The 18840-nt window shown below is 74.0% G+C and carries 17 protein-coding genes; 8 read left to right on the top strand and 9 right to left on the bottom strand.

The genetic code is table 11. The features are described 5' to 3' along the window. Positions 1 to 79: 79 nt before the first annotated feature. A complete protein-coding gene (locus K7640_RS13820) occupies positions 80 to 496 on the bottom strand; it encodes a helix-turn-helix domain-containing protein (protein ID WP_222955214.1) in 417 nt (138 codons plus the stop codon). Between the two features lie 195 nt (positions 497 to 691). Here K7640_RS13820 and K7640_RS13815 point away from each other — a divergent pair, with 195 nt between their 5' ends. After that, positions 692 to 1126, top strand: a complete 435-nt coding sequence (locus K7640_RS13815) for a hypothetical protein (protein ID WP_222955213.1) — start codon at positions 692 to 694, stop codon at positions 1124 to 1126. Positions 1127 to 1186: 60 nt separating this feature from the next. On the opposite strand, the gene K7640_RS13810 is transcribed toward K7640_RS13815, so the two are convergent. The 3 genes from K7640_RS13810 to K7640_RS13800 all read right to left on the bottom strand — a co-directional run bounded on the left by K7640_RS13810 (position 1187) and on the right by K7640_RS13800 (position 5586). Further along, the gene (locus tag K7640_RS13810; protein WP_222955212.1) at positions 1187 to 2332 is read right to left on the bottom strand and encodes an SAM-dependent methyltransferase; all 1146 of its coding nucleotides are present in this window, start codon (positions 2330 to 2332) and stop codon (positions 1187 to 1189) included. Between the two features lie 469 nt (positions 2333 to 2801). Then, positions 2802 to 4496: a DEAD/DEAH box helicase gene (locus K7640_RS13805; RefSeq protein WP_222955211.1), complete on the bottom strand. Its 1695-nt coding sequence runs from the start codon at positions 4494 to 4496 to the stop codon at positions 2802 to 2804. A 241-nt stretch (positions 4497 to 4737) separates the two neighbouring features. Further along, a complete protein-coding gene (locus K7640_RS13800; protein ID WP_255608970.1) occupies positions 4738 to 5586 on the bottom strand; it encodes a histone deacetylase in 849 nt (282 codons plus the stop codon). 159 nt (positions 5587 to 5745) lie between these two features. Here K7640_RS13800 and K7640_RS13795 point away from each other — a divergent pair, with 159 nt between their 5' ends. Further along, the gene (locus K7640_RS13795) at positions 5746 to 7122 is read left to right on the top strand and encodes a sensor domain-containing diguanylate cyclase (protein WP_255608969.1); all 1377 of its coding nucleotides are present in this window, start codon (positions 5746 to 5748) and stop codon (positions 7120 to 7122) included. 298 nt (positions 7123 to 7420) lie between these two features. Here K7640_RS13795 and K7640_RS13790 read toward each other — a convergent pair whose 3' ends face one another. Both K7640_RS13790 and K7640_RS13785 read right to left on the bottom strand, forming a co-directional pair. Next, complete coding sequence (locus K7640_RS13790; protein WP_222955209.1) at positions 7421 to 8482, bottom strand: aspartate-semialdehyde dehydrogenase; 1062 nt, start codon at positions 8480 to 8482, stop codon at positions 7421 to 7423. Between the two features lie 4 nt (positions 8483 to 8486). After that, the gene (locus tag K7640_RS13785; RefSeq protein WP_222955208.1) at positions 8487 to 9752 is read right to left on the bottom strand and encodes an aspartate kinase; all 1266 of its coding nucleotides are present in this window, start codon (positions 9750 to 9752) and stop codon (positions 8487 to 8489) included. A 286-nt stretch (positions 9753 to 10038) separates the two neighbouring features. On the opposite strand from K7640_RS13785, the gene K7640_RS13780 reads away from it, so the two are divergent. Together K7640_RS13780 and K7640_RS13775 are read left to right on the top strand one after the other, a co-directional pair. Next, positions 10039 to 10836, top strand: a complete 798-nt coding sequence (locus K7640_RS13780; RefSeq protein WP_308042551.1) for a hypothetical protein — start codon at positions 10039 to 10041, stop codon at positions 10834 to 10836. Positions 10837 to 10920: 84 nt separating this feature from the next. Next, positions 10921 to 11457: a nitroreductase family protein gene (locus tag K7640_RS13775; protein WP_222955207.1), complete on the top strand. Its 537-nt coding sequence runs from the start codon at positions 10921 to 10923 to the stop codon at positions 11455 to 11457. Here K7640_RS13775 and K7640_RS13770 read toward each other — a convergent pair whose 3' ends face one another. Next, positions 11458 to 12462, bottom strand: coding sequence for an ArsR family transcriptional regulator (locus K7640_RS13770; RefSeq protein ID WP_222955206.1), 1005 nt, complete (start codon positions 12460 to 12462; stop codon positions 11458 to 11460). A 71-nt stretch (positions 12463 to 12533) separates the two neighbouring features. Between K7640_RS13770 and K7640_RS13765 the strand changes: the two genes are divergently transcribed. Together K7640_RS13765 and leuA are read left to right on the top strand one after the other, a co-directional pair. Further along, positions 12534 to 13808, top strand: coding sequence for an MFS transporter (locus tag K7640_RS13765; protein ID WP_222955205.1), 1275 nt, complete (start codon positions 12534 to 12536; stop codon positions 13806 to 13808). Between the two features lie 230 nt (positions 13809 to 14038). After that, positions 14039 to 15790 (top strand): 2-isopropylmalate synthase, encoded by a 1752-nt coding sequence (leuA, locus tag K7640_RS13760; RefSeq protein ID WP_222955204.1) that lies wholly within the window; start codon positions 14039 to 14041, stop codon positions 15788 to 15790. Between the two features lie 88 nt (positions 15791 to 15878). Here the strand turns inward: leuA and K7640_RS13755 are convergent, their stop codons facing one another. Further along, entirely contained in the window at positions 15879 to 16067 is a 189-nt protein-coding gene (locus K7640_RS13755; RefSeq protein WP_222955203.1) for a DUF1737 domain-containing protein, read from the bottom strand. A gap of 79 nt (positions 16068 to 16146) precedes the next feature. Beyond that, positions 16147 to 17571: an MFS transporter gene (locus tag K7640_RS13750; protein WP_222955202.1), complete on the bottom strand. Its 1425-nt coding sequence runs from the start codon at positions 17569 to 17571 to the stop codon at positions 16147 to 16149. Between the two features lie 104 nt (positions 17572 to 17675). Between K7640_RS13750 and K7640_RS13745 the strand changes: the two genes are divergently transcribed. After that, positions 17676 to 18338 carry an HNH endonuclease family protein gene (locus K7640_RS13745; protein ID WP_222955201.1) on the top strand — a complete coding sequence of 221 codons (663 nt, stop codon included), beginning with the start codon at positions 17676 to 17678 and terminating at the stop codon, positions 18336 to 18338. Further along, the gene (locus tag K7640_RS13740) at positions 18320 to 18787 is read left to right on the top strand and encodes a hypothetical protein (RefSeq protein ID WP_222955200.1); all 468 of its coding nucleotides are present in this window, start codon (positions 18320 to 18322) and stop codon (positions 18785 to 18787) included. The genes K7640_RS13745 and K7640_RS13740 overlap by 19 nt, the downstream gene beginning before the upstream one ends. The last annotated feature ends 53 nt before the right edge of the window (positions 18788 to 18840 follow it).

Genomic DNA, 18840 nt, shown 5'->3' with positions numbered 1-18840 from the left:
GCTCACCGGCGGGTGGAGGACTCGATTCTGCTGATCATGGACGGAGATGATGCCAGCCGGCGGGAGCCGGGGCAACCGGTCAGCCGGCTCGCCGGATCGGGCGGCGGGCCAGGTAGCGCAGCAGGTCGCGGATGTGGTGCTTCTCCTCGGCCGGCACGGTGGGGTCGGCCAGCCGTTCCAGGATCACCCGCACGTCCGCCTCGACCGGCGAGTCGTCGGTGCGGCGGCGCGGCGGGGTGCCGGCGTCGGGCAGGCCGAGCGCCCGGAACGCGGCCGCCACCGGCAGGTCGAGGGCGGCGCAGAAACCCCGCACCTTGGCCAGCTCGGGGTAGTCCTGCCAGTCGCCGGCCAACCAGCGGAAGACCGTCGAGCGGCCGACGCCGGTGTGCGCGGCCAGGTCGGTGACCGTCCAGCCGCGCTCGTCGCGCGCGTCGTCGATGGCCCGGCGTACGAAACGGGCGAAGGCCATCTGCGGCGATACCTCTGCGGCTGCCATGTCGCTGTGGGATCTTCCCTTTTCGGCCGACCGGACGGTGCGCCTACGAGAGTAGTACGACCTCCCCTTCGCGCAATTGCCCGATCATCCCATCCACTGGACGCGGAGGCCGCCCGCCCAGGTGGTTGCTTGTCCGGCGTCAACTAGGCTCGATGCCGACGTCCGGGACGGCCGATCGAACCGCGGAGGAGCAGCATGGCCGAGACGACCCGCCCGCTGCCGCACCGTCCCGGTGCGGTGAGCCTCTTCTTCGTGGTGAAGGCCGGCGTCTTCGCCGCCGGGTTCTGGATCTGGCTGCTGGTGTTGGTGCTGGGCGGTGGCCCGGCGGGCGGGGCGGAGGTCTTCGCCGCCACCGGCGCCGTCACCACCACCCTGGTCGGGGTGATCCTCGGGTGCCGGCTGGCCCTGCAACGCAACGCGGCGGACCGGCACGCCGAGCTGAAGCGGCTGCTGGTCGACATCTCCTGGAACGCCTTCACCGCCGCGGGCAACGCCGAGGCCCCCGCCAAGGTGGTGCCGTTCCCGACCCTGCCGCCGGAGGGCGACCGGGCACCCGGCGAGCGGGCCCAGGGCGAGCGCGTGACCGTCTTCGACCGGGGCCGGGACCGTAGCGGCGACCGCCGCCGCTGACGCGACCCCTGCTGACCGGGGCGCTTTCGTAGCGGCGACCGCCGCCGCTGGCCGGGCGGGTCAGCGGGGCGCGAGCAGCGTCTCCAGGCGCGGGGTCAGCTGCCACTGCTCGACCAGCGTCCGGTATTCCGCCCGCTGCTCCGGGGTCGGCTCCGCCCCGGTACGCCGGGCCCGGATCAGCAGGTTGCGCGGGGTGTGCTGGGAGTCGACGAACTCCACCACCTCGGCCCGGTAGCCGTGCAGCCGGAGCAGCGCGGCGCGGACCGAGTCGGTGAGCACGTCGGCGAAGCGCTCGCGCAGGATGCCCTGCCGGGTGAGCAGCTCGTACGGCGCCGGGGCGGGCCGCGTCCGTAGCTGCGCGGCGAGATCGTGGTGGCAGCAGGGCGCGGCGAGCACCCAGCGGGCGCCCCAGCGCACCGCCCGGGCCAGCGCCTCGTCGGTGGCCGTGTCGCAGGCGTGCAGCGCGAGCACCAGGTCCGGTGCCGGCTCGACCACCGCGTCGGCGATCGTGCCGGCGACGAACCGCACCCGGTCGGCCCAGCCCAGCCGCTGCGCCAGCTCCGTGTTGCGCCGGCGCTGGTCCTCGCGGACGTCCACCCCGACCAGTTCCACGGCCAGGCCCCGCTGGGCCAGCCAGCGGTAGGCGGCGAAGGTCAGGTAGGCGTTGCCGCAGCCCAGGTCGACCACGCGCAGCGGCCCGTCGAGGTCGTCCGGCAGGGTGGCCGCCAGCGCCCGGAGGAACGCGTCGACCTGCCGCCGCTTGGCGGCCGACCCGCCGATCTCCGCGAAGAGCGGGTCACCCGGGTCCAGCAGCCAGTCCTTGGCCCGGTCGTGCCCCTCGGCGGCCGGCGCCGCCCGGTCCGCCGCCGCCCGGTGGACCTGCGCCTCGCCGGACTTGGTCACCCGGAGTTGGAGCGTGGCGCCGGTCGTCTCGACGTGCCAGTTGCCGAACGGCTCGGCCAGTAGCGCGTCCACCGCCGCGTCGGCCTCCGCGCCGCGAGCGACGTTACGGGTGTACGGGCGGTGCCCGTCCGAGGTGGAGATCTGGATCCGGGGCCCCGCCTTCAGGGTCACCGGCCGCAGTTCGGCGCGGACCACCGAGGGGTGCTGCCCCTTGCGGCGCCCGGCGGCCACCGCCCGGGTCAGGGCGGGGTCGAGCAGCAGGGCCCGAACCTCGGTCAGGGCGGCGTCCAGTGGTTCCGGCATAGCTCCATCATCCTTCCCGGCTGTCGGCTCGCCGTCGCCAGCCCCAGGTCAGTGCGTATCCCCGATCGCCTTTGCTCTGCTTACGCCGAGGCAACACCGCACGGCCGAAAGTGGTGCGCCGGCGGCAGCAGAGCAAAGCCTGCCGACCCACCCGCCTGCCGGCTGGACCGCGGAGCAGCCGGCCCGCGAGATGCCGGCTCCCGACGATCAGCCGGCCCCTGGTCAGCCGGGCCCCGATCAGCCGGCCCCGATCAGCCGGCCCCGGCCAGCCGGGCCCCGGTCAGGCAGCCCCCGATCAGCCGGCCCCCCGAGCAGGCGGCCCCCGATCAGCCGGCCTACCGGCCAGCCCGGCGTCGATGTTCCGCGTTCCGCAGAGGGAGGCCGGATCGCGATGAGCGCCGGACGCGGAGAGTGCGACATCCCCCGTACCGGAACGGCCGGCACGGGGGATGTCAGGGTGCGTGGGAGATCAGTCGGCGGTGGACGCCTCGGCCGGCGTACCCGGGCCGGAACCGCCACCGCGACGGCGCCGGCGGCGGCGCGGCTTCGCCGACTGCCCGCCCTCGGCGGACGCGGCGGCCGGCTCGGCGGCACCCGCGTCGGCGGCGACCACGGCGGTCGGCTCGCCCGCGACGACCTCGCCGGCCCGGCGGCGACGCCGGCGGCGCGGGGTGCGGCTGTCGCCCTCGTCGGCGGTCTCGACCGGCGCGTTGGCGTCCGGGGCGTCGGAGCGGCCCCGGCCCTCGCCGCGACCCCGGCCTTCGCCCAGGCCACGGCCCTCGCCGCGACCCCGGCCCTCGCTGCGGCCCCGGCGACCCCGGCCGCCCTCGCCGCGCCGGGACCGGCCGCCGCCGAGGTCCTCCTCGACCTCGGCGGAGAGCCCGGCCCGGGTCCGCTCGGCGGTCGGCAGGGTGCCGGTCACCTGGGTGGGAATGTCCAGGTCGGTGTAGAGGTGCGGAGAGGTGTGGTACGTCTCCGGCGGCTCCGGCATGTCCAGGCCGAGGGTCTTGTCGATGATCCGCCAGCGGGGCATGTCGTCCCAGTCGACGAAGGTCACCGCGACGCCGCTGGCGCCGGCCCGGCCGGTACGCCCGATCCGGTGGGTGTAGGTGTCCTGGTCCTCGGGGCAGTCGTAGTTGATGACGTGGGTGACGCCGCTGACGTCGATGCCCCGGGCCGCCACGTCGGTGGCGACCAGCGTGTCGATCTTGCCGGCCCGGAACGCCCGCAGCGCCCGCTCGCGGGCGCCCTGCCCGAGGTCACCGTGCACGGCCGCCACCGCGAAGCCCCGAAAGTCGAGGTCCTCGGCGACCCGGTCGGCGGCCCGCTTGGTGCGGGTGAAGATCATGGTGAGCCCGCGCTCCTCGGCCTGGAGGATCCGCGCCACGATCTCGACCTTGTTCATCGAGTGGGTGCGGTAGGCCAGCTGCTTGGTCCGCGGGTTCGGGCCGGTCTCGGCGGTGTGCCCGGCGTGGATCGTCATCGGGTGGTGCAGGAAACGCCGGGACAGGGTGACGATCGGGTCCGGCATGGTGGCCGAGAAGAGCATCGTCTGCCGGTCCTCCGGCAGCATCGCCAGGATCCGCTCGACGTCGTCCAGGAAGCCCAGGTCGAGCATCCGGTCCGCCTCGTCGAGGACGAGCGCGCGGACCCGGTCGAGCCGCAGGTGCTTCTGCTTCTGCAGGTCCAGCAGCCGGCCCGGCGTGCCGACCAGGATCTCCACGCCCTTGCGGAGCGCCTCGATCTGCGGCTCGTACGCCACGCCGCCGTAGATCGGCAGCACCCGGACACCCCGGGTGCTGCCCGCGGCGGACAGGTCCTTGGCGACCTGGATGCCCAGCTCGCGGGTGGGGACGACGACCAGTGCCTGCGGCACGCCGTCGCTGCCCTCGCCCGGCGCGAAGACCCGCTCCAGCAGGGGTACGCCGAAGCCGAGGGTCTTGCCGGTGCCGGTCGGCGCCTGGCCGATCATGTCGGTGCCGCGCATCGCGATCGGGATCGCGTACTCCTGGATGGCGAAGGCGCGGGTGATGCCGGCGGCGGCCAGGGCCTCGACGGTCTCCTGCCGGGCGCCGAGCGCGGCGAAGGTGGGAGCTTCCGGGCGGACGGGAGCGGTGGGGGCCAGCACCTGGCCCTCGGTGGGTTCGGAAATGTGTTCGCTCATCTGGATCTGGGGGTGCCCTCTCGTGGTGCGCCCCGGCATGTCCAGCAGGGCGCTGTCGGTTTGGCGCGGGCCACACGGTCGGCGGAAACTGCCAACGCCGCACCGGGCCGCACGCGCGCCGGGGGCCGGACTCGAACAGATCGGCGCCCACGGCAACTGTTGAATACTACCTGAGCCGCTGGCCAGCGGTCTCGGCCAATGACAACACGCCCCACGCCGGGCGTGTTCCCTGTTGCCCGCGTCACACCGGCGGGTGTCCGGAACGCCCCGCTCGGCGGTAACCTGCGCTGCGTGTCCGCGCTGTCCGATCACGCACCCGTCGACCTGCTCGGCCTCGTCGCGTACGGCGAGCTGCTCCCCCTCCCCCCCCTCCCCGCCGCCCCCCCGGGCCGCCCCCGCCCGCGTTCCGGTCGTCCGGGCTCAGCCCGGCCACCAGTTCCTCGACCGCCGCCCGCTCCCAGCGGCCGGCCACCCCGCGCAGCCCGGCCAGGTGATCGGCGATCCGGGCCGCCGGCCAGTGGTGCGCCTCCCGCAGCCCGCCGGCCAGCATCCCGAGGTAGGCCGGTGCCGGCGCGTGCCACGGCACGTCCACCGCCCGCCAGGGTGCGGTGAAGGTGAGCATGGGCAGGCCCTCCCGGGTGCCGACCCGGATCAGGGTCTCGTACCGGCCGGGGCCCAGCGTCGCCCGCCCGCTGGCCACCGCCGCCGCGATCCCGGCCAGGTCGGCCCCCGGCGGCCGGTACATCTCCTGGGCGGCCAGGTCCGCGAACTGCTCGCCGGTCAGCAGCCAGGCCCGCGCCGCCGCGACCCCGGGCAGCCACGGGTCGTAGAAGGCCATCCCGCCGGTCCAGGCCCGCGACTCGCCGGCGAAGTACACCCCGCCGGGCACCAGCACCGGCGCCGAGCGGCGCGGTGGCCGGCCGTCCCGGCAGCCCGGGTACGACCGCAGCCCGCCCGGCGGACGCCCGCCCGACAGGTAACACCCGAGCCGGGCGGCGGACATGTTCGAGCCGTAGGCGACGTACCAGAGCCGGTCCACCCGCCCAGCCTGCCAGCCGGGCCCGCCGTCCACAGCCTGTGGATGGAACATGTGTACGAAGCCAGAGCTGATCTTGCTGGTGGGCGGAGCCCCGAGCCGCGGACTACCCTTGATCCGCCCCCGGGCGCCGCCCACCGCGCCCCCTTACCTGGAACGACGTGCCGCGTGGATCACAACCGGGTCATCCGAGACGTCACGGTCCGCCTGCCCATGGCGTCGACCGCCGTCGAGGCGTGCCAGTGGACCGTGGCCGCCCTCGCCCGCTACACGCCGGCCGCCATCGCCGTGCTGCTGCACGTCCAGGGCCGGCTCCGCTGCGTCGCGGCGACCGGCTCCTGGCAGGTCTTCTCCACCGTCGCGCCGGGCAGCGGCATCACCGGCCGGGTGCACGCCACCGGGCACGCCGCCACCGTCGCGGACGTCACCGCCGACCCGGACTACCTCCCGGTACGCCCCGACGTGACCGCCGAGATCTGCGTGCCGCTGTGCGACCCCGCCGGCCGGCCCATCGGCGTGCTCGACCTGCAGTGGAGCGCCCCGGAGGAGCTGGACCGGTGGCGGGCGACCGTCGAGCGGCTGGCCGACCGACTGGGTGCGCGGATCACGGCGCTGGGCGGACCGCCCGCCGAGAGCCGCAGCGAGAAACTGCTCCGGCACGCCGCCACGCTGACCGCCGCGCCGACCCAGTGGGAGCTGCTGACCGAGGCGATCGCCGCCGCCCGGGACGTCTCCGGTCTCGCCGCCGCGATGCTGGTCCTCGCCGACCGGAACGAGCCCCGCCTCGGCGGGCCGACCGACGCGCCGGGCGAGCTGGAGAGCCGGGTGCGAGCCGAGTTGGCCCAGGCCGGCCCGGAGGCGCTGCGGCGGATGATCGCCCGGGCCCACCGGTACGGCTCCGGCTACACGCTGGGCGAGGCCGGGCACCGCCCCACCGACGAGTACGCGCCGATCGCCCGGGCCGGCGTGCGCACCCTGATCGCGGTCCCGGTCGGTACGCCGGACGCGGGCGGGGTGCTGCTGGTCGCCGACGACCGGCTGCTGCGCCCCGACCCGACCACCGTCAACCTGATGGAACTGCTCGCCGGGCAGGCGTGGACCTGCCTGGACCGGCTGCGCACCCTGGCCCGGCTCCGCGAGCAGGCGAGTTCCGACCCGCTCACCGGGCTGCGGCACACCGGGCCGTTCGGCCAGCGGATCGCGGCGGCCACGCCGGGGCGTACCGCGCTGCTCGCCATCGACGTGGACGGCTTCAAGGACGTCAACGACACGTACGGCCACCAGGCCGGCGACCGGCTGCTGGTGGGGCTGGCCCGGGCCCTGGAGGGGGCGCTGCGCCACGGCGACGAGCTGTACCGGATCGGCGGCGACGAGTTCGTCGCGGTGCTCGAGGTGAGCCGCCCGGACGAGGCGGTCCGGATCGCCGAGCGCCTCGCCGAGGCGGCCCGCGGCGTGGGCCGGACGATCAGCGTGGGCGTGGCCGTCGCCCAGCCCGGCGAACGCCCGGAACTCGCGATGCGCCGCGCCGACCAGGCGCTCTACGCGGTCAAGCGGCAGGGCCGCGACGGCGTCCACCTCTCCGCCGCCTGAGGCCCCACCCCAGGCCCACGCCCCCACGCCCCGGGGGCGTGCGCCCGGGGGGCGATGCGTCAACTTGCGGCACGTCGGGCCTTGGCCGGCGCGGGATGGCGCGACATCCCGCAACCGGCGAGCCTTCGCGCGCGGAACGCGGACCTGCCGCGCCACGGCCCGTCCCGCCCAGCCACCCGCGCGAGCTACCGCACAACGGCCCATCCCGCCCAGCGGAGGGCCCGACATCCCGCACAGGGGCCCGTCCCGCCCAACGGAGGGCCCGACATCCCGCAAGGGGCCGGTCCGGAGGGGTGGGTCAGCGGCGGGTGAGCTCCTTGGCCAGCAGCTCGGCGATCTGGGCGGTGTTCAGCGCGGCGCCCTTGCGGAGGTTGTCGCCGGTGACGAAGAGATCGAGGGCGCGCGGGTCGTCGATCGCCCGGCGGATGCGGCCGACCCAGGACGGGTCGGTGCCGACGGCGTCGATGGGCATCGGGAACTCGCCCGCGGCGGGGTCGTCGACCAGGATCACCCCCGGCGCGTTGCGTAGCGCCTCCCGGGCGCCCTCGGCGTCGACCTCGGTGGCGAAGACCGCGTGCACGGCGACCGAGTGGCCGGTCACCACCGGCACCCGTACGCAGGTGGCGGAGACCTTCAGGTCGGGCAGGCCGAGGATCTTGCGCGACTCGTTGCGCATCTTCATCTCCTCGGACGACCAGCCGCCGTCGGCCAGCGAGCCGGCCCAGGGCACCACGTTGAGCGCCAGCGGGGCCGGGAACGGGCCCAGCTCGTCGCCGACCGCCTGTCGGACGTCACCCGCGCGGGAGCCGAGCACCCGGTCCCCGGCGATCTTGCCGAGCTGGGCGTGCAGGGCGTCCACGCCGGCCTGCCCCGCCCCGGAGACCGCCTGGTACGAGGCGAGCACCAGCTCGCGCAGGCCGTACTCGCGGTGCAGCGGGGCGATCGCGACGATCATCGCGAGGGTGGTGCAGTTGGCGTTGGCGATGATGCCCTTGGGCCGGTTGCGCACCTGCTCGGCGTTGATCTCCGGCACCACCAGCGGGACGTCCCGGTCCATCCGGAACGCGCCCGAGTTGTCCACCACGACCGCGCCCTGGCTCACCGCGATCGGCGCCCACCGCGCCGACACCTCGTCGGGCACGTCGAACATGGCCACGTCGACGCCGTCGAGCGCCTCGGGGGTGAGCTCCCGGACCGTCAGCTCCTCACCCCGGCAGAGCACGGTGCGGCCGGCCGACCGGGCCGAGGCGAGCAGCCGGATCTCGCCCCAGACGTTGCGCCGGGAGGAGAGCAGCTGGCACATCACGGTGCCGACGGCACCGGTCGCCCCGACCACGGCGAGGGTGGGCAGCCGGGTCATCCGGCTACCGCCCGGTGCCGGCGTAGACCACGGCCTCTGTCTCGCCGCCCAGCTCGAACTGGTCGTGGATGGCGCGGACCGCCCGGTCCAGGTCGGTGTCGCGGCAGACCACCGAGACCCGGATCTCCGACGTGGAGATCATCTCGATGTTGACCCCGGCGGCGCCGAGGGCGGCGAAGAAGCCGGCCGCCACGCCCGGGTGCGACCGCATGCCGGCGCCGATCAGCGACACCTTGCCCACGTGGTCGTCGTAGAGCAGACCCTTGAACTTGACCGCTTCCTGGATCTTGCTCAGCGCGGCCATCGCGGTCGGCCCGTCGGTCTTGGGCAGGGTGAACGAGATGTCGGTGCGGCCGGTCCCCTCGGTGGAGACGTTCTGCACGATCATGTCGATGTTGATCTCGGCAGCCGCGACGGTGTCGAAGATCCGCGCCGCCGCGCCCGGCTCGTCGGGCACCCCGACGATGGTGATCTTCGCTTCGCTGCGGTCGTGGGCGACGCCGGTGATCAGTGCCTGTTCCACAGGAAGGTCCTCCATCGATCCGGTGACCATGGTTCCGGTGTTGGTCGAGTATGACGAACGGACGTGGATCGGCAAGCCCGCGCGCCGCGCGTACTCCACGCTGCGCAGGTGCAGCACCTTGGCGCCGCAGGCGGCCAGCTCCAGCATCTCCTCGTAGGTGATCTGCGTGATGTGCCGGGCGTTCGGCACGATCCGCGGGTCGGCGCTGAAGATGCCGTCCACGTCGGTGTAGATCTCGCAGACGTCGGCGTGCAGCGCGGCCGCGAGCGCCACGGCGGTGGTGTCCGAGCCGCCCCGGCCCAGCGTGGTGACGTCCTTGGTGTCCTGCGAGACGCCCTGGAAGCCGGCCACGATGACCACCGAGCCCTCGTCCAGCGCGCCCTTGAGCCGCCCCGGGGTGACGTCGATGATCCGGGCCCGGCCGTGCACCGAGGTGGTGATCACGCCGGCCTGCGAGCCGGTGAACGAACGGGCCTCGTACCCCAGGTTGTGGATGGCCATGGCGAGCAGCGCCATGGAGATCCGCTCCCCGGCGGTGAGCAGCATGTCCAGCTCGCGGCCCGGCGGCAGCGGGCTCACCTGGTTGGCCAGGTCGAGCAGCTCGTCGGTGGTGTCCCCCATCGCGGAGACCACCACCACCACGTCGTCGCCGGCCTTGCGGGCGGCGACGATGCGCTCGGCCACCCGCTTGATCCGCTCGGCGTTGGCGACGGAGGACCCGCCGTACTTCTGCACCACGAGTGCCACGACGGCGCACTCCCTCCCAGCGTCCCTGAGCGTGCCGACGCCGCCGGCATCGGGTCCGGCGGCGCGGGTCAGACCACCCCAGGGTATCGGGCGCCGCGCGTCGCCGGGTCGGGTGATCCCACCATCCGGCCTGCCCAGGCCGACCCCACCCGGCAGGCCAGGCCGTCCCACCTGGGCCGCGAGGGGGTACGCCGGTGGCGCGGCGAACCGCGACACGCCGGCCGGGACGGCTCCCCACGGCGGGTGGCCGGCACCGCAGAATGGCCCGGTGCATGCCCATCACCGCGTGGCGCGCCGGTTGACCGGTCCGCTCGCGCTCCTCCTCCCGGCGATGCTCGCCGCCTGCGCCGCGGATCCCCCGGCGGACGCCCCGACGACGAGCGAGGACCCCCTCCCCGCCTCGGTCGACAGCGCGCGGGACCAGTTGACCGCCCTGGCCACGGCGGCCCGGGACCGGCATTTCACCGCCCGCTACACGCTGACCGGCTCGGCCGGCCCGGAGCGGACGATCCTGGTGACGACCGCGAACGACGGCACCTGGCGGGTGGACGTCCCGGCCGGCGCTGGCGGCGGGACGATCGACGTCTCCCTCGCCGCCACCGCGGACGGGCTGTTCCAGTGCGCCCTGCCCTCGGCCGGCCATCCGGAGGCGGCCGGTTGCGTCCGGCTCGGGGACCGGGACGACCGGGTGCCGGGGCGGTACGACCCCCGGGTGCAGCACCCGTTCACCGACTGGCCGGCGGTGCTCAACGACGGGCGGGCCCCGCTGGCGGTGTCCGCCACCCCGGCGCCGCACGGGGTCGACGGGACCTGCTTCGCCGTCGACTCCACCTCGGCCTCGCTCGACGCCCCGCTGGACGTCGGCACCTACTGCTACGGGCCGGACGGGACGCTCACCGCGCTGCACTCCGCGCTGGGCACGCTCCGGCTGGCCGGGCCGCCCGGTCCGGCGCCGGACACGGTCACGCTGGCCGGGCCGGTGGTGGACCGCTCGCCGTGGCAGACCACCTCGCCCGCGCCCGAGCCGACGGAGTCAGCGCCCGAGCCGGCGGAGTCGGGGCCGGAACCCACCGCAACGCCCTGACAATCGCGTCGTTACGGGTGTGCTTGCCCACATTCGTCACCCCCTGCCCGACCGGGCGAATCGCCCATACGGGACGCTTCATCCATGTCGGATCTCCACCCACTGCTCGCCTTCCGTTGGAGCCCCCGCGCCTTCGACCCGGCCGCCCGGCTGACCGACGCCGACGTGGCCTGCCTCCTCGAGGCCGCCCGCTGGGCCCCGTCCGCGGGCAACCGCCAGCCCTGGCGGTTCCGGCTCGGGCACCGGGACGACGAGACCGGCAAGCGGATCCTGGTGAACCTGCCGGCGCAGGACCAACGCTGGGCGCGGCACGCCTCCGCCCTCCTGGTCGGCGCGCACACCGGGCCGGACGGGTCCGCCGAGCGGCGCGCGTACGACCTGGGGCAAGCCGTCGCCCACCTGACCGTCCAGGCCACCGCGCTCGGGCTCTACGTGCGCCAACTGGTCAGCTTCGACCGGGCCGGCCTCACCGCCGACCTCGACCTCCCCGCCGACGTACGCCCCATGGTGGTGGCCGCCGTCGGCCGGCTCGGCGACCCGCACGCCCTGCCGCCCGACCTGCTCACCCGGGAGACCGGCCTGCGGCACCGCCACCCCCTGCCCGCCCTCCTGCTCACCTGATCACCCGGTCGGGTCGGCCACCCCGCTGGCCCGCAGCAGCACCCCCGCGGCCTCGGTCTGGCGATAGCGGACGTGCCGCCCCTGTCGAGACCGGCTGACCAGACCGGCGGCGTGCAACGCGGCCAGGTGCTGCGAGACGTTTCCGGCGGACATCCCGGCGAGTCGGGCCAGGTCCGTGGTGGTGCTCGCCGTGCCGAGCAGATGCAGCAGCGTGGCCCGCCCGGGGCCGATCAGCCGGGCGAGGGGGTCGCCGGGCGGTCGCGTGGTCACCTCCCAGAGCGTCCCGACCGCCCGGACCGGGTACACCGCGGCCGGTGGTGACTCCTCCAGCACGTTCCACAGCACCCGCTGGTCGGTGAAGACCGTCGGGTGCAGCGTCAACCCGCGACCGCGCAGGTCGAAGTCCCGTTCGAACGGATCGTCGGCGAGCACCCGGTCGTCGAGCCAGCGCAGGCTCGGGTGGAGCTGCTCGAAGAACCGGCCGGCCCCGCTCCCGGCGAGTTGGGCGGCCCGGTACGCCACGTCGGCGTCGAGCAACGCGCGGATCCGCGGCCAGTCCGCGGCGATCGCCTCGTCGTACCAGACCCGCACCGCGTCGACGAGCTGCGGCAGCAACCCACGGGGGTCGGTGAGCAGCGCCCGCCCGAACGGACTCAGCGGCTGGCGCGGGGTGTTCGCCAGCAGGTCCTGGACCACCACGGCCGGCGGCGTCGCCGCGAGCTGGTCGAGCTGCTCGGCGATCTCCACGTTGGGGCGCGCCGCCGGGGTGAGGAAATCCGGCAACGGGCAACCCCGCCAGGTCAACTCCATCAGCGGTCGGACCCGGGCAGCGACCTCGGGACGGCGCAGGATCACCCGGGCGCGGTCGATCCAGGGCAGGTGCACCGGGTAGCGGACCGGGTCGGCCAGCGCCCACACGCTCATGACCGTCTCGTTGACCGGCGACACGGCCAGCCGCACGCCCGCCACGTCGGCCAGGCTGAACCGCAACTCGGACACACGCACCCCCGGGACCAGGATTCGGTCCAGCCTAAAAGGCTCGACCGAGGGGTGGGGGCAGGGTTCACTTCCCGGCCATGGGGGCCAGAGACACCATCCGCACCGCCGTCCGAAACGTCGTACCGCCGGCCGGGTTGACCCGCGCGCTGGCCGCGCAGGCGATGGTCTACGCCGTCGGCAGCGGCCTGTTCCATGCCGGTAGCGCCGTCTTCTTCACCCGGGCGCTGGGGCTCAGCGCCGCCCAGGTCGGGCTGGGCCTGTCCATCGCGGCAGGGGTGTCGCTGCTCGGCACGGTGCCGCTGGGCGGGCTCACCGACCGGTACGGGCCGCAGCGGGTCTGGCTCGTCGGGCTGGTGCTGGACGCCGCGCTCTTCGCGTCGTACCCGTTCGTGGGCGGCTTCGCGGGCTTCCTCGCCGTGGTGGTGGCACTGGCGATGGTGGACGCGTCGACAGGTGTGGCCCGTCAGGTCTACTCGATCAACGCGCTCCCACCGGCCGAACGGGTCACCGCGATGGCGTACCAGCGTTCGTCGTTGAACGTCGGCTTCGGGCTGGGCGCGGTGATCAGCGGCCTGGTGCTGACGGTGGACACGATCGAGGCGTACCGGGGAATGGTCTGGTTCATCGCGGCGGTGATCCTGGTGACGGCCCTGTTCGTACGACGACTGCCCCGGCTGCCGCAGGTGACCCGGCCGGTGGAGCCGATGAGTCGCCTCGCGGTCCTGCGGGACCGGCCGTTCATGGTGGTGTCCCTGCTGTCCGGGCTGCTCACCGCGCACGGGGTGCTCTATCTGACGGTCCTGCCGCTCTGGATCCTCACCCACACCGACGCTCCGAAGACGATCATCGCCGCCCTGGTGCTGCTCAACACGGTCCTGATCGTCGCGCTCCAGGTACGCGTCAGCCGAGGTGCCGACACCGCCGCGGGTGCGGCGCGGGCCTCCCGCCGCGGCGGCCTGCTGATCGCCGTGTCCTGTCTGGTCCTGCCGATCTCCGGCCTCACCCGGGGCCCGCTCACCGTGGTGGTGCTGGTGGCCGCCGCGATGCTGCTGATCCTGGCGGAGCTGATCGAGTCGGCGGGCACCTGGGGGCTCACCGCCACCCTGCCACCGGACGACCAGCGCGGCGCGTACGTGGGGGCGCTGCGGCTCGGCGAGCAGGTGCAGTACATGATCGCCCCGGCGGGGTTGACCGCGCTCGGGGTGACCACCGGCGGCTGGGGCTGGTACCCGCTGGCGGCGATCTTCGTACTGGTCGGGCTGGCGATCGTGCCGGCGGTGGCGTGGACCGGGCGGACCCGCCGCCTGGGCGCGGCGAGGCCGGAGTTCGAGAGGGTGACTCCGGTCCCATAGTCCGGACGCGCCTTACCAAAGCCGACCTGATCACGTAGGGTCACCCTGTCATGTGGCAGGCGTACCTTCTCCTTCGCTGCCGCGACGAGGCCTGACGGCCGGCACCTCGTCGCGGAGTTGAACCGCGCCGTCCAGCACATCTGAGCTTTTATCGGCCCCCGGCACCGTCGCCGGCAGCGCGCCGACACCTTCCGATTGCTGACGCCACATGTTCCAGGGAGCACTCCGCCATGGCTCAACCCGCCGTCGACGCCGAAACCGATCCGATCGCCCGGCAACGTCCCAGCCGGATGCCGATCCACCGCTACCAGCCGTACCACCAGCAGTTCCGGCTCGACCTGCCGGACCGCGCCTGGCCGACCCGCCGCGTCGAGACCGCCCCGCGCTGGTGCGCGGTCGACCTGCGCGACGGCAACCAGGCGCTGATCGACCCGATGTCCCCCGAGCGCAAGCGCCGGATGTTCCAGCTGCTGGTGCAGCTGGGCTACAAGGAGATCGAGGTCGGCTTCCCCTCGGCCAGCCAGACCGACTACGACTTCGTCCGGCAGCTGATCGAGCAGGACCTGATCCCGGAGGACGTCACCATCCAGGTGCTCACCCAGTGCCGGGAGCACCTGATCGAGCGGACCTTCGAGTCGCTGCGCGGCGCCCGCCGGGCCATCGTGCACTTCTACAACTCGACCTCCACGCTCCAGCGCCGGGTGGTCTTCGGCCTGGACCGCGACGGCATCACCGACATCGCCACGTCCGGGGCCCGGCTCTGCCAGAAGTACGCCGAGATCCACACCCCGGACACCGACATCCACTACCAGTACTCGCCGGAGTCGTACACCGGCACCGAGCTGGAGTACGCGCTGGAGGTCTGCTCGGCGGTCATCGACGTGATCGACCCGACCCCGGACCGCAAGCTGATCATCAACCTGCCGGCGACCGTCGAGATGGCCATGCCGAACGTGTACGCCGACTCGATCGAGTGGATGCACCGGCACCTGCCCCGGCGGGACAGCCTGGTGCTCAGCCTGCACCCGCACAACGACCGGGGCACCGGCGTGGCCGCCGCCGAGCTGGGCCTGCTGGCCGGCGCCGACCGGATCGAGGGCTGCCTGTTCGGCAACGGCGAGCGCACCGGCAACGTCGACCTGGTCACCCTGGGCCTGAACCTGTTCTCCCAGGGCATCGACCCGATGATCGACTTCTCGAACATCGACGAGATCAAGCGCGCCGTCGAATACTGCAACCAACTGCCGGTGCACGAGCGCCACCCGTACGCCGGCGACCTGGTCTACACCGCCTTCTCCGGCTCGCACCAGGACGCGATCAACAAGGGCTTCGACGCGCTGGCCGTGGACGCGGCGGCCGCCGGCGTGCCGGTCGACGAGTTCACCTGGGCGGTGCCCTACCTGCCGATCGACCCGAAGGACCTGGGCCGCACCTACGAGGCGGTCATCCGGGTCAACTCGCAGTCCGGCAAGGGCGGCGTCGCGTACATCATGAAGACCGAGCACCAGCTCGACCTGCCCCGCCGGCTCCAGATCGAGTTCTCCGGCGTGGTCCAGCAGGTCACCGACCACGACGGCGGCGAGGTCGAGCCGGGCACGATGTGGGAGATCTTCGCCCGCAACTACCTGCTCGACCACCAGGTCGACCCGGCGGTCACGCTGGCCGGCTACAGCCTCGGCACCGCCGACGGCAAGGTGGAGATCGAGGCCACCGCCGGCTTCGGCGGCGAGCAGCGGGTGCTGGCCGCGGTGGGCAACGGCCCGATCGACGCGTACGTCAACGCGTTGCAGTCCCTGGGCGTGGCGGTACGGGTGCTCGACTACCACGAGCACGCGCTCTCCTCCGGCGGGGACGCGCAGGCCGCCGCGTACGTGGAGTGCGAGGTGGACGGCCGTACGGTCTGGGGCGTCGGGATGGACGCCAACATCGTCACCGCCTCGATCCGCGCGGTCACCAGCGCCGTCAACCGCGCCCACCGCTGAGGCGCAAGGCTGAGGTGTAAGGAGGAGGTGTAAGGAGGGGCCCCCTGTTAACGCATTTTGTATAGCAGGGGCCCCTTCTTAACACTTCTCAGCCGGGCGCGCCGTCGTCGAGGACCACTGCCTGGGCGACGACCACCCGCTGCCCGTCGAAGGTCATCGTCGGCGAGCCGTGCAACCGGTAGCCGTCGGCCAGCGCCGCACTGACCCGCCGGCAGAACTCGGCGTCGTCCGGCCCGGTGAGCAGCCGGTACCGCAGCCGGCCGTCCTGATCCGTCATGGCCGCGACCGTAACAGGCGGTGAGGTGTTAACAGGGGGCCCCTGCTATGCAGAATGCGTTAACAAGGGCACCCTCCTTTCACGTGTCCCGGGGTGGGCGGTGCACCAGGACGGCGGCCAGCAGCGCCCCGCCCAGCAGCAGCCCCGCGCACCAGGCCAGCGCCCCCCGGTACGCGTGGGTCAGCTCCGCCTTCTGCTCGTAGCCGGTGCCGGTGAGCCCGACCAGCAGCGGCAGCGCGGCCACCGCCAGCAGGCCGCCGGCCCGGGACGCGGCGTTGTTGAAGCCGCTCGCCACCCCGGCGAACCGGTCCGACACGGCGGCCAGCACCGAGGCGGTCAGCGGCGCCACCACCAGGGTCAGCCCGACACCGAAGAGCAGCACCCCGGGCAGCACGTCCGTCCAGTACGAGGCGCCGGGCCGCACCCCGCGCAGCAGCAGCAGCCCGGCCGCGGCGATCACCGGCCCGACGGTGAGCGGCAGCCGGGGCCCGACCCGGGCGGCGAGCGCCCCGGCCCGGGACGAGCCGACCAGTAACAGCACCGTCATCGGCACCGTGGCCAGGCCGGTGCGCAGCGCCGACCAGCCCACCACGTTCTGCAGGTAGACGGCGAGAAAGAAGGTGAAGCCGCCGAGCGCGGCGTACACCACCACGGTGAAGACGTTCAGCGCCGAGAAGAGCCGGCTGGCGAAGAGCCCGGTGGGCAGCATCGCGCCCTCGCCGCGCCGCCGCTCCAGCCACACGAAACAGGCCGCCGCGGCCACCCCGACCAGCACCGACAGCAGCACCGGCAGCGAGCGGAGGCCGCGGGCCGGGGCGTCGATCAGGGCGTACGTGATGCCGCCCAGGCCGAGCGCGCCGAGCGCCGCGCCGGCCATGTCGAACCGCCGCCGGCCGGTACGCGCGACGTCGACGTCCCGGCTCTCCGGCACCCAGCGCAGCGCCGCGAGCACCACCGCCACGGCCAGCGGCAGGTTGATGAAGAAGATCCACCGCCAGGAGAGCGCGTCGATCAGCCAGCCGCCCAGGAACGGGCCGAGCGCGGTGGACACCCCGGACAGCCCGGCCCACACGCCGATGGCCCGCCCCCGGTCGTCGGGATGGAAGCTGGCCTGGAGCACGGAGAGCGAACCCGGGGTGAGCAGGGCGCCGCCGGCGCCCTGGAGGATCCGCGCGGCGATCAGCTCGCCGGTGCCCTGCGCCAGTCCGCAGAGGACGGAGGCGACGGCGAACCAGATCACCCCGATCAGGAAGATGCGGCGCCGGCCGAACCGGTCGCCGAGCGCCCCGCCGAGCAGGACGAACGCCGCCAACATGAGCAGGTATCCGTTGACGGTCCACTGCAGATCGGCCACGGTGGCGCCCAGTTCGGCGCCGAGTCGGGGCAGGGCCACGTTGATGACCGTGCTGTCCAGGAACACCATGCCGGAGGCCAGGATCGCGGCGAGCAGGGTGCCCCGCCCCGCGGCGGTGCCGATCCGGAGCGCGGGTTCGGGTTCGGTCATGGGTCCAATCTGCCCTGTGGGTTCTCCTTCGCGCCGCGAATCGCCGAAAGCGCGGCGGGGTACTGTGCTGGCTCGCCGGTAGGACGCAAGCTGGAGGGGTGTCGGTGCGTATCAGATCAGGAGCACGGTTGGCCGGGGTGGCCGTACTGGCCGCGGCGCTCGCGTTCGGTGGGGCCGGCTGCGTCCCGGTCGACCCCGACCAGCCGGAGGCCACCCCGACGGTCAACGCCAACGTCCGCCAGCAGCTCGACCAGCTGACGGTCGCCAAGGAAGCGCCGATGCGCGGCTACAGCCGGAGCCGCTTCCCGCACTGGCGGGACACCGGCAAGAACTGCGACGTCCGGGACAGCGTGCTGAAGCGGGACGGCGAGGGCATCCGGCTGTCCGGCTGCAACGTGGTGGGGGGCCGCTGGGAGAGCGCGTACGACAGCAAGGTGCTCACCGATCCGATCGAGGTGGACATCGACCACACCGTCCCGCTGGCGGCGGCGTGGCGCAGCGGCGCGGCGGACTGGGACGACGCCAAGCGCGGCAACTTCGCCAACGACCTGACCCGACCGCAGCTCATCGCGGTTTCCCGGACGTCCAACCGGGCAAAGGGTGACCAGGATCCGTCCCGGTGGAAGCCGCCGAACCGCGCCTACTGGTGCACGTACGCCGAGAGCTGGGTGACCGTCAAGCACTACTGGCGGCTCACGGTGACCACCGCCGAGAAGGCCGCCCTGGCCGACATGTTGGAGGACTGCACATGGGCGAACAAGCGGTGACCGAGGCCGGGGCGACCCCCGCCCAGGAGGAGACGCCGGCCGCGGCCACCACCCCGACCGCGGATGCCACCACCACCGGCAGCGGCACCACTGACAGCGGGGACGCCGCCGCCGGCGGCGCGGACGCCGCTGCGGTGGTGGGCGAGGCGCCGGCCGCACCGCCCGGCGGCGAGCCGGCGGCGAAGGCCGGGGAGAACGCCCCGCAGAGCCGCAGCACGGACATCGTGGCCGGCCCGGGCGGGGTGATGACGGACGAGGCCGGTGTGGTCACCGGCGAGCTGACCCTGCGGACCGAGTACGCCGACGGCCAGGTCACCCTGCACGTCCAGTACAAGGACGCCGACGAGTGGTACGTGGTGACCGGCGGCCGGGTGCCGCTGGCCGACCCGGCCGCGCTGGAGGCGGTGCACAACGTGGCGGTCGCCCTGCTCAACCGCCCCGAGGGCTGAACGGACGACGGCGCGGCCCCGCCCAGGTGGGTGGGGCCGCGCCGTCGTGCCAG

Origin of the sequence: Micromonospora sp. PLK6-60 (genome assembly GCF_019890675.1) — a bacterium.
Classification (GTDB): domain Bacteria; phylum Actinomycetota; class Actinomycetes; order Mycobacteriales; family Micromonosporaceae; genus Micromonospora.
Note: the sequence above shows the minus strand (reverse complement) of the source record. Positions and strands in the feature narration are given on the sequence as shown.

Excerpts from the sequence above, each read along its gene's own strand:
- K7640_RS13755 (WP_222955203.1), bottom strand. The coding sequence starts at position 16,067 with ATGACGGATCAGGACGGCCGGCTGCGGTACCGGCTGCTCACCGGGCCG.
- K7640_RS13740 (WP_222955200.1), top strand. The coding sequence starts at position 18,320 with ATGGGCGAACAAGCGGTGACCGAGGCCGGGGCGACCCCCGCCCAGGAG.
- K7640_RS13765 (WP_222955205.1), top strand. The coding sequence starts at position 12,534 with ATGGGGGCCAGAGACACCATCCGCACCGCCGTCCGAAACGTCGTACCG.
- K7640_RS13750 (WP_222955202.1), bottom strand. The coding sequence starts at position 17,571 with ATGACCGAACCCGAACCCGCGCTCCGGATCGGCACCGCCGCGGGGCGG.
- K7640_RS13790 (WP_222955209.1), bottom strand. The coding sequence starts at position 8,482 with ATGACCCGGCTGCCCACCCTCGCCGTGGTCGGGGCGACCGGTGCCGTC.
- K7640_RS13815 (WP_222955213.1), top strand. The coding sequence starts at position 692 with ATGGCCGAGACGACCCGCCCGCTGCCGCACCGTCCCGGTGCGGTGAGC.
- K7640_RS13820 (WP_222955214.1), bottom strand. The coding sequence starts at position 496 with ATGGCAGCCGCAGAGGTATCGCCGCAGATGGCCTTCGCCCGTTTCGTA.
- K7640_RS13795 (WP_255608969.1), top strand. The coding sequence starts at position 5,746 with ATGGCGTCGACCGCCGTCGAGGCGTGCCAGTGGACCGTGGCCGCCCTC.
- K7640_RS13805 (WP_222955211.1), bottom strand. The coding sequence starts at position 4,496 with ATGAGCGAACACATTTCCGAACCCACCGAGGGCCAGGTGCTGGCCCCC.
- K7640_RS13800 (WP_255608970.1), bottom strand. The coding sequence starts at position 5,586 with ATGTTCCATCCACAGGCTGTGGACGGCGGGCCCGGCTGGCAGGCTGGG.
- K7640_RS13775 (WP_222955207.1), top strand. The coding sequence starts at position 10,921 with ATGTCGGATCTCCACCCACTGCTCGCCTTCCGTTGGAGCCCCCGCGCC.
- K7640_RS13810 (WP_222955212.1), bottom strand. The coding sequence starts at position 2,332 with ATGCCGGAACCACTGGACGCCGCCCTGACCGAGGTTCGGGCCCTGCTG.
- leuA (WP_222955204.1), top strand. The coding sequence starts at position 14,039 with ATGGCTCAACCCGCCGTCGACGCCGAAACCGATCCGATCGCCCGGCAA.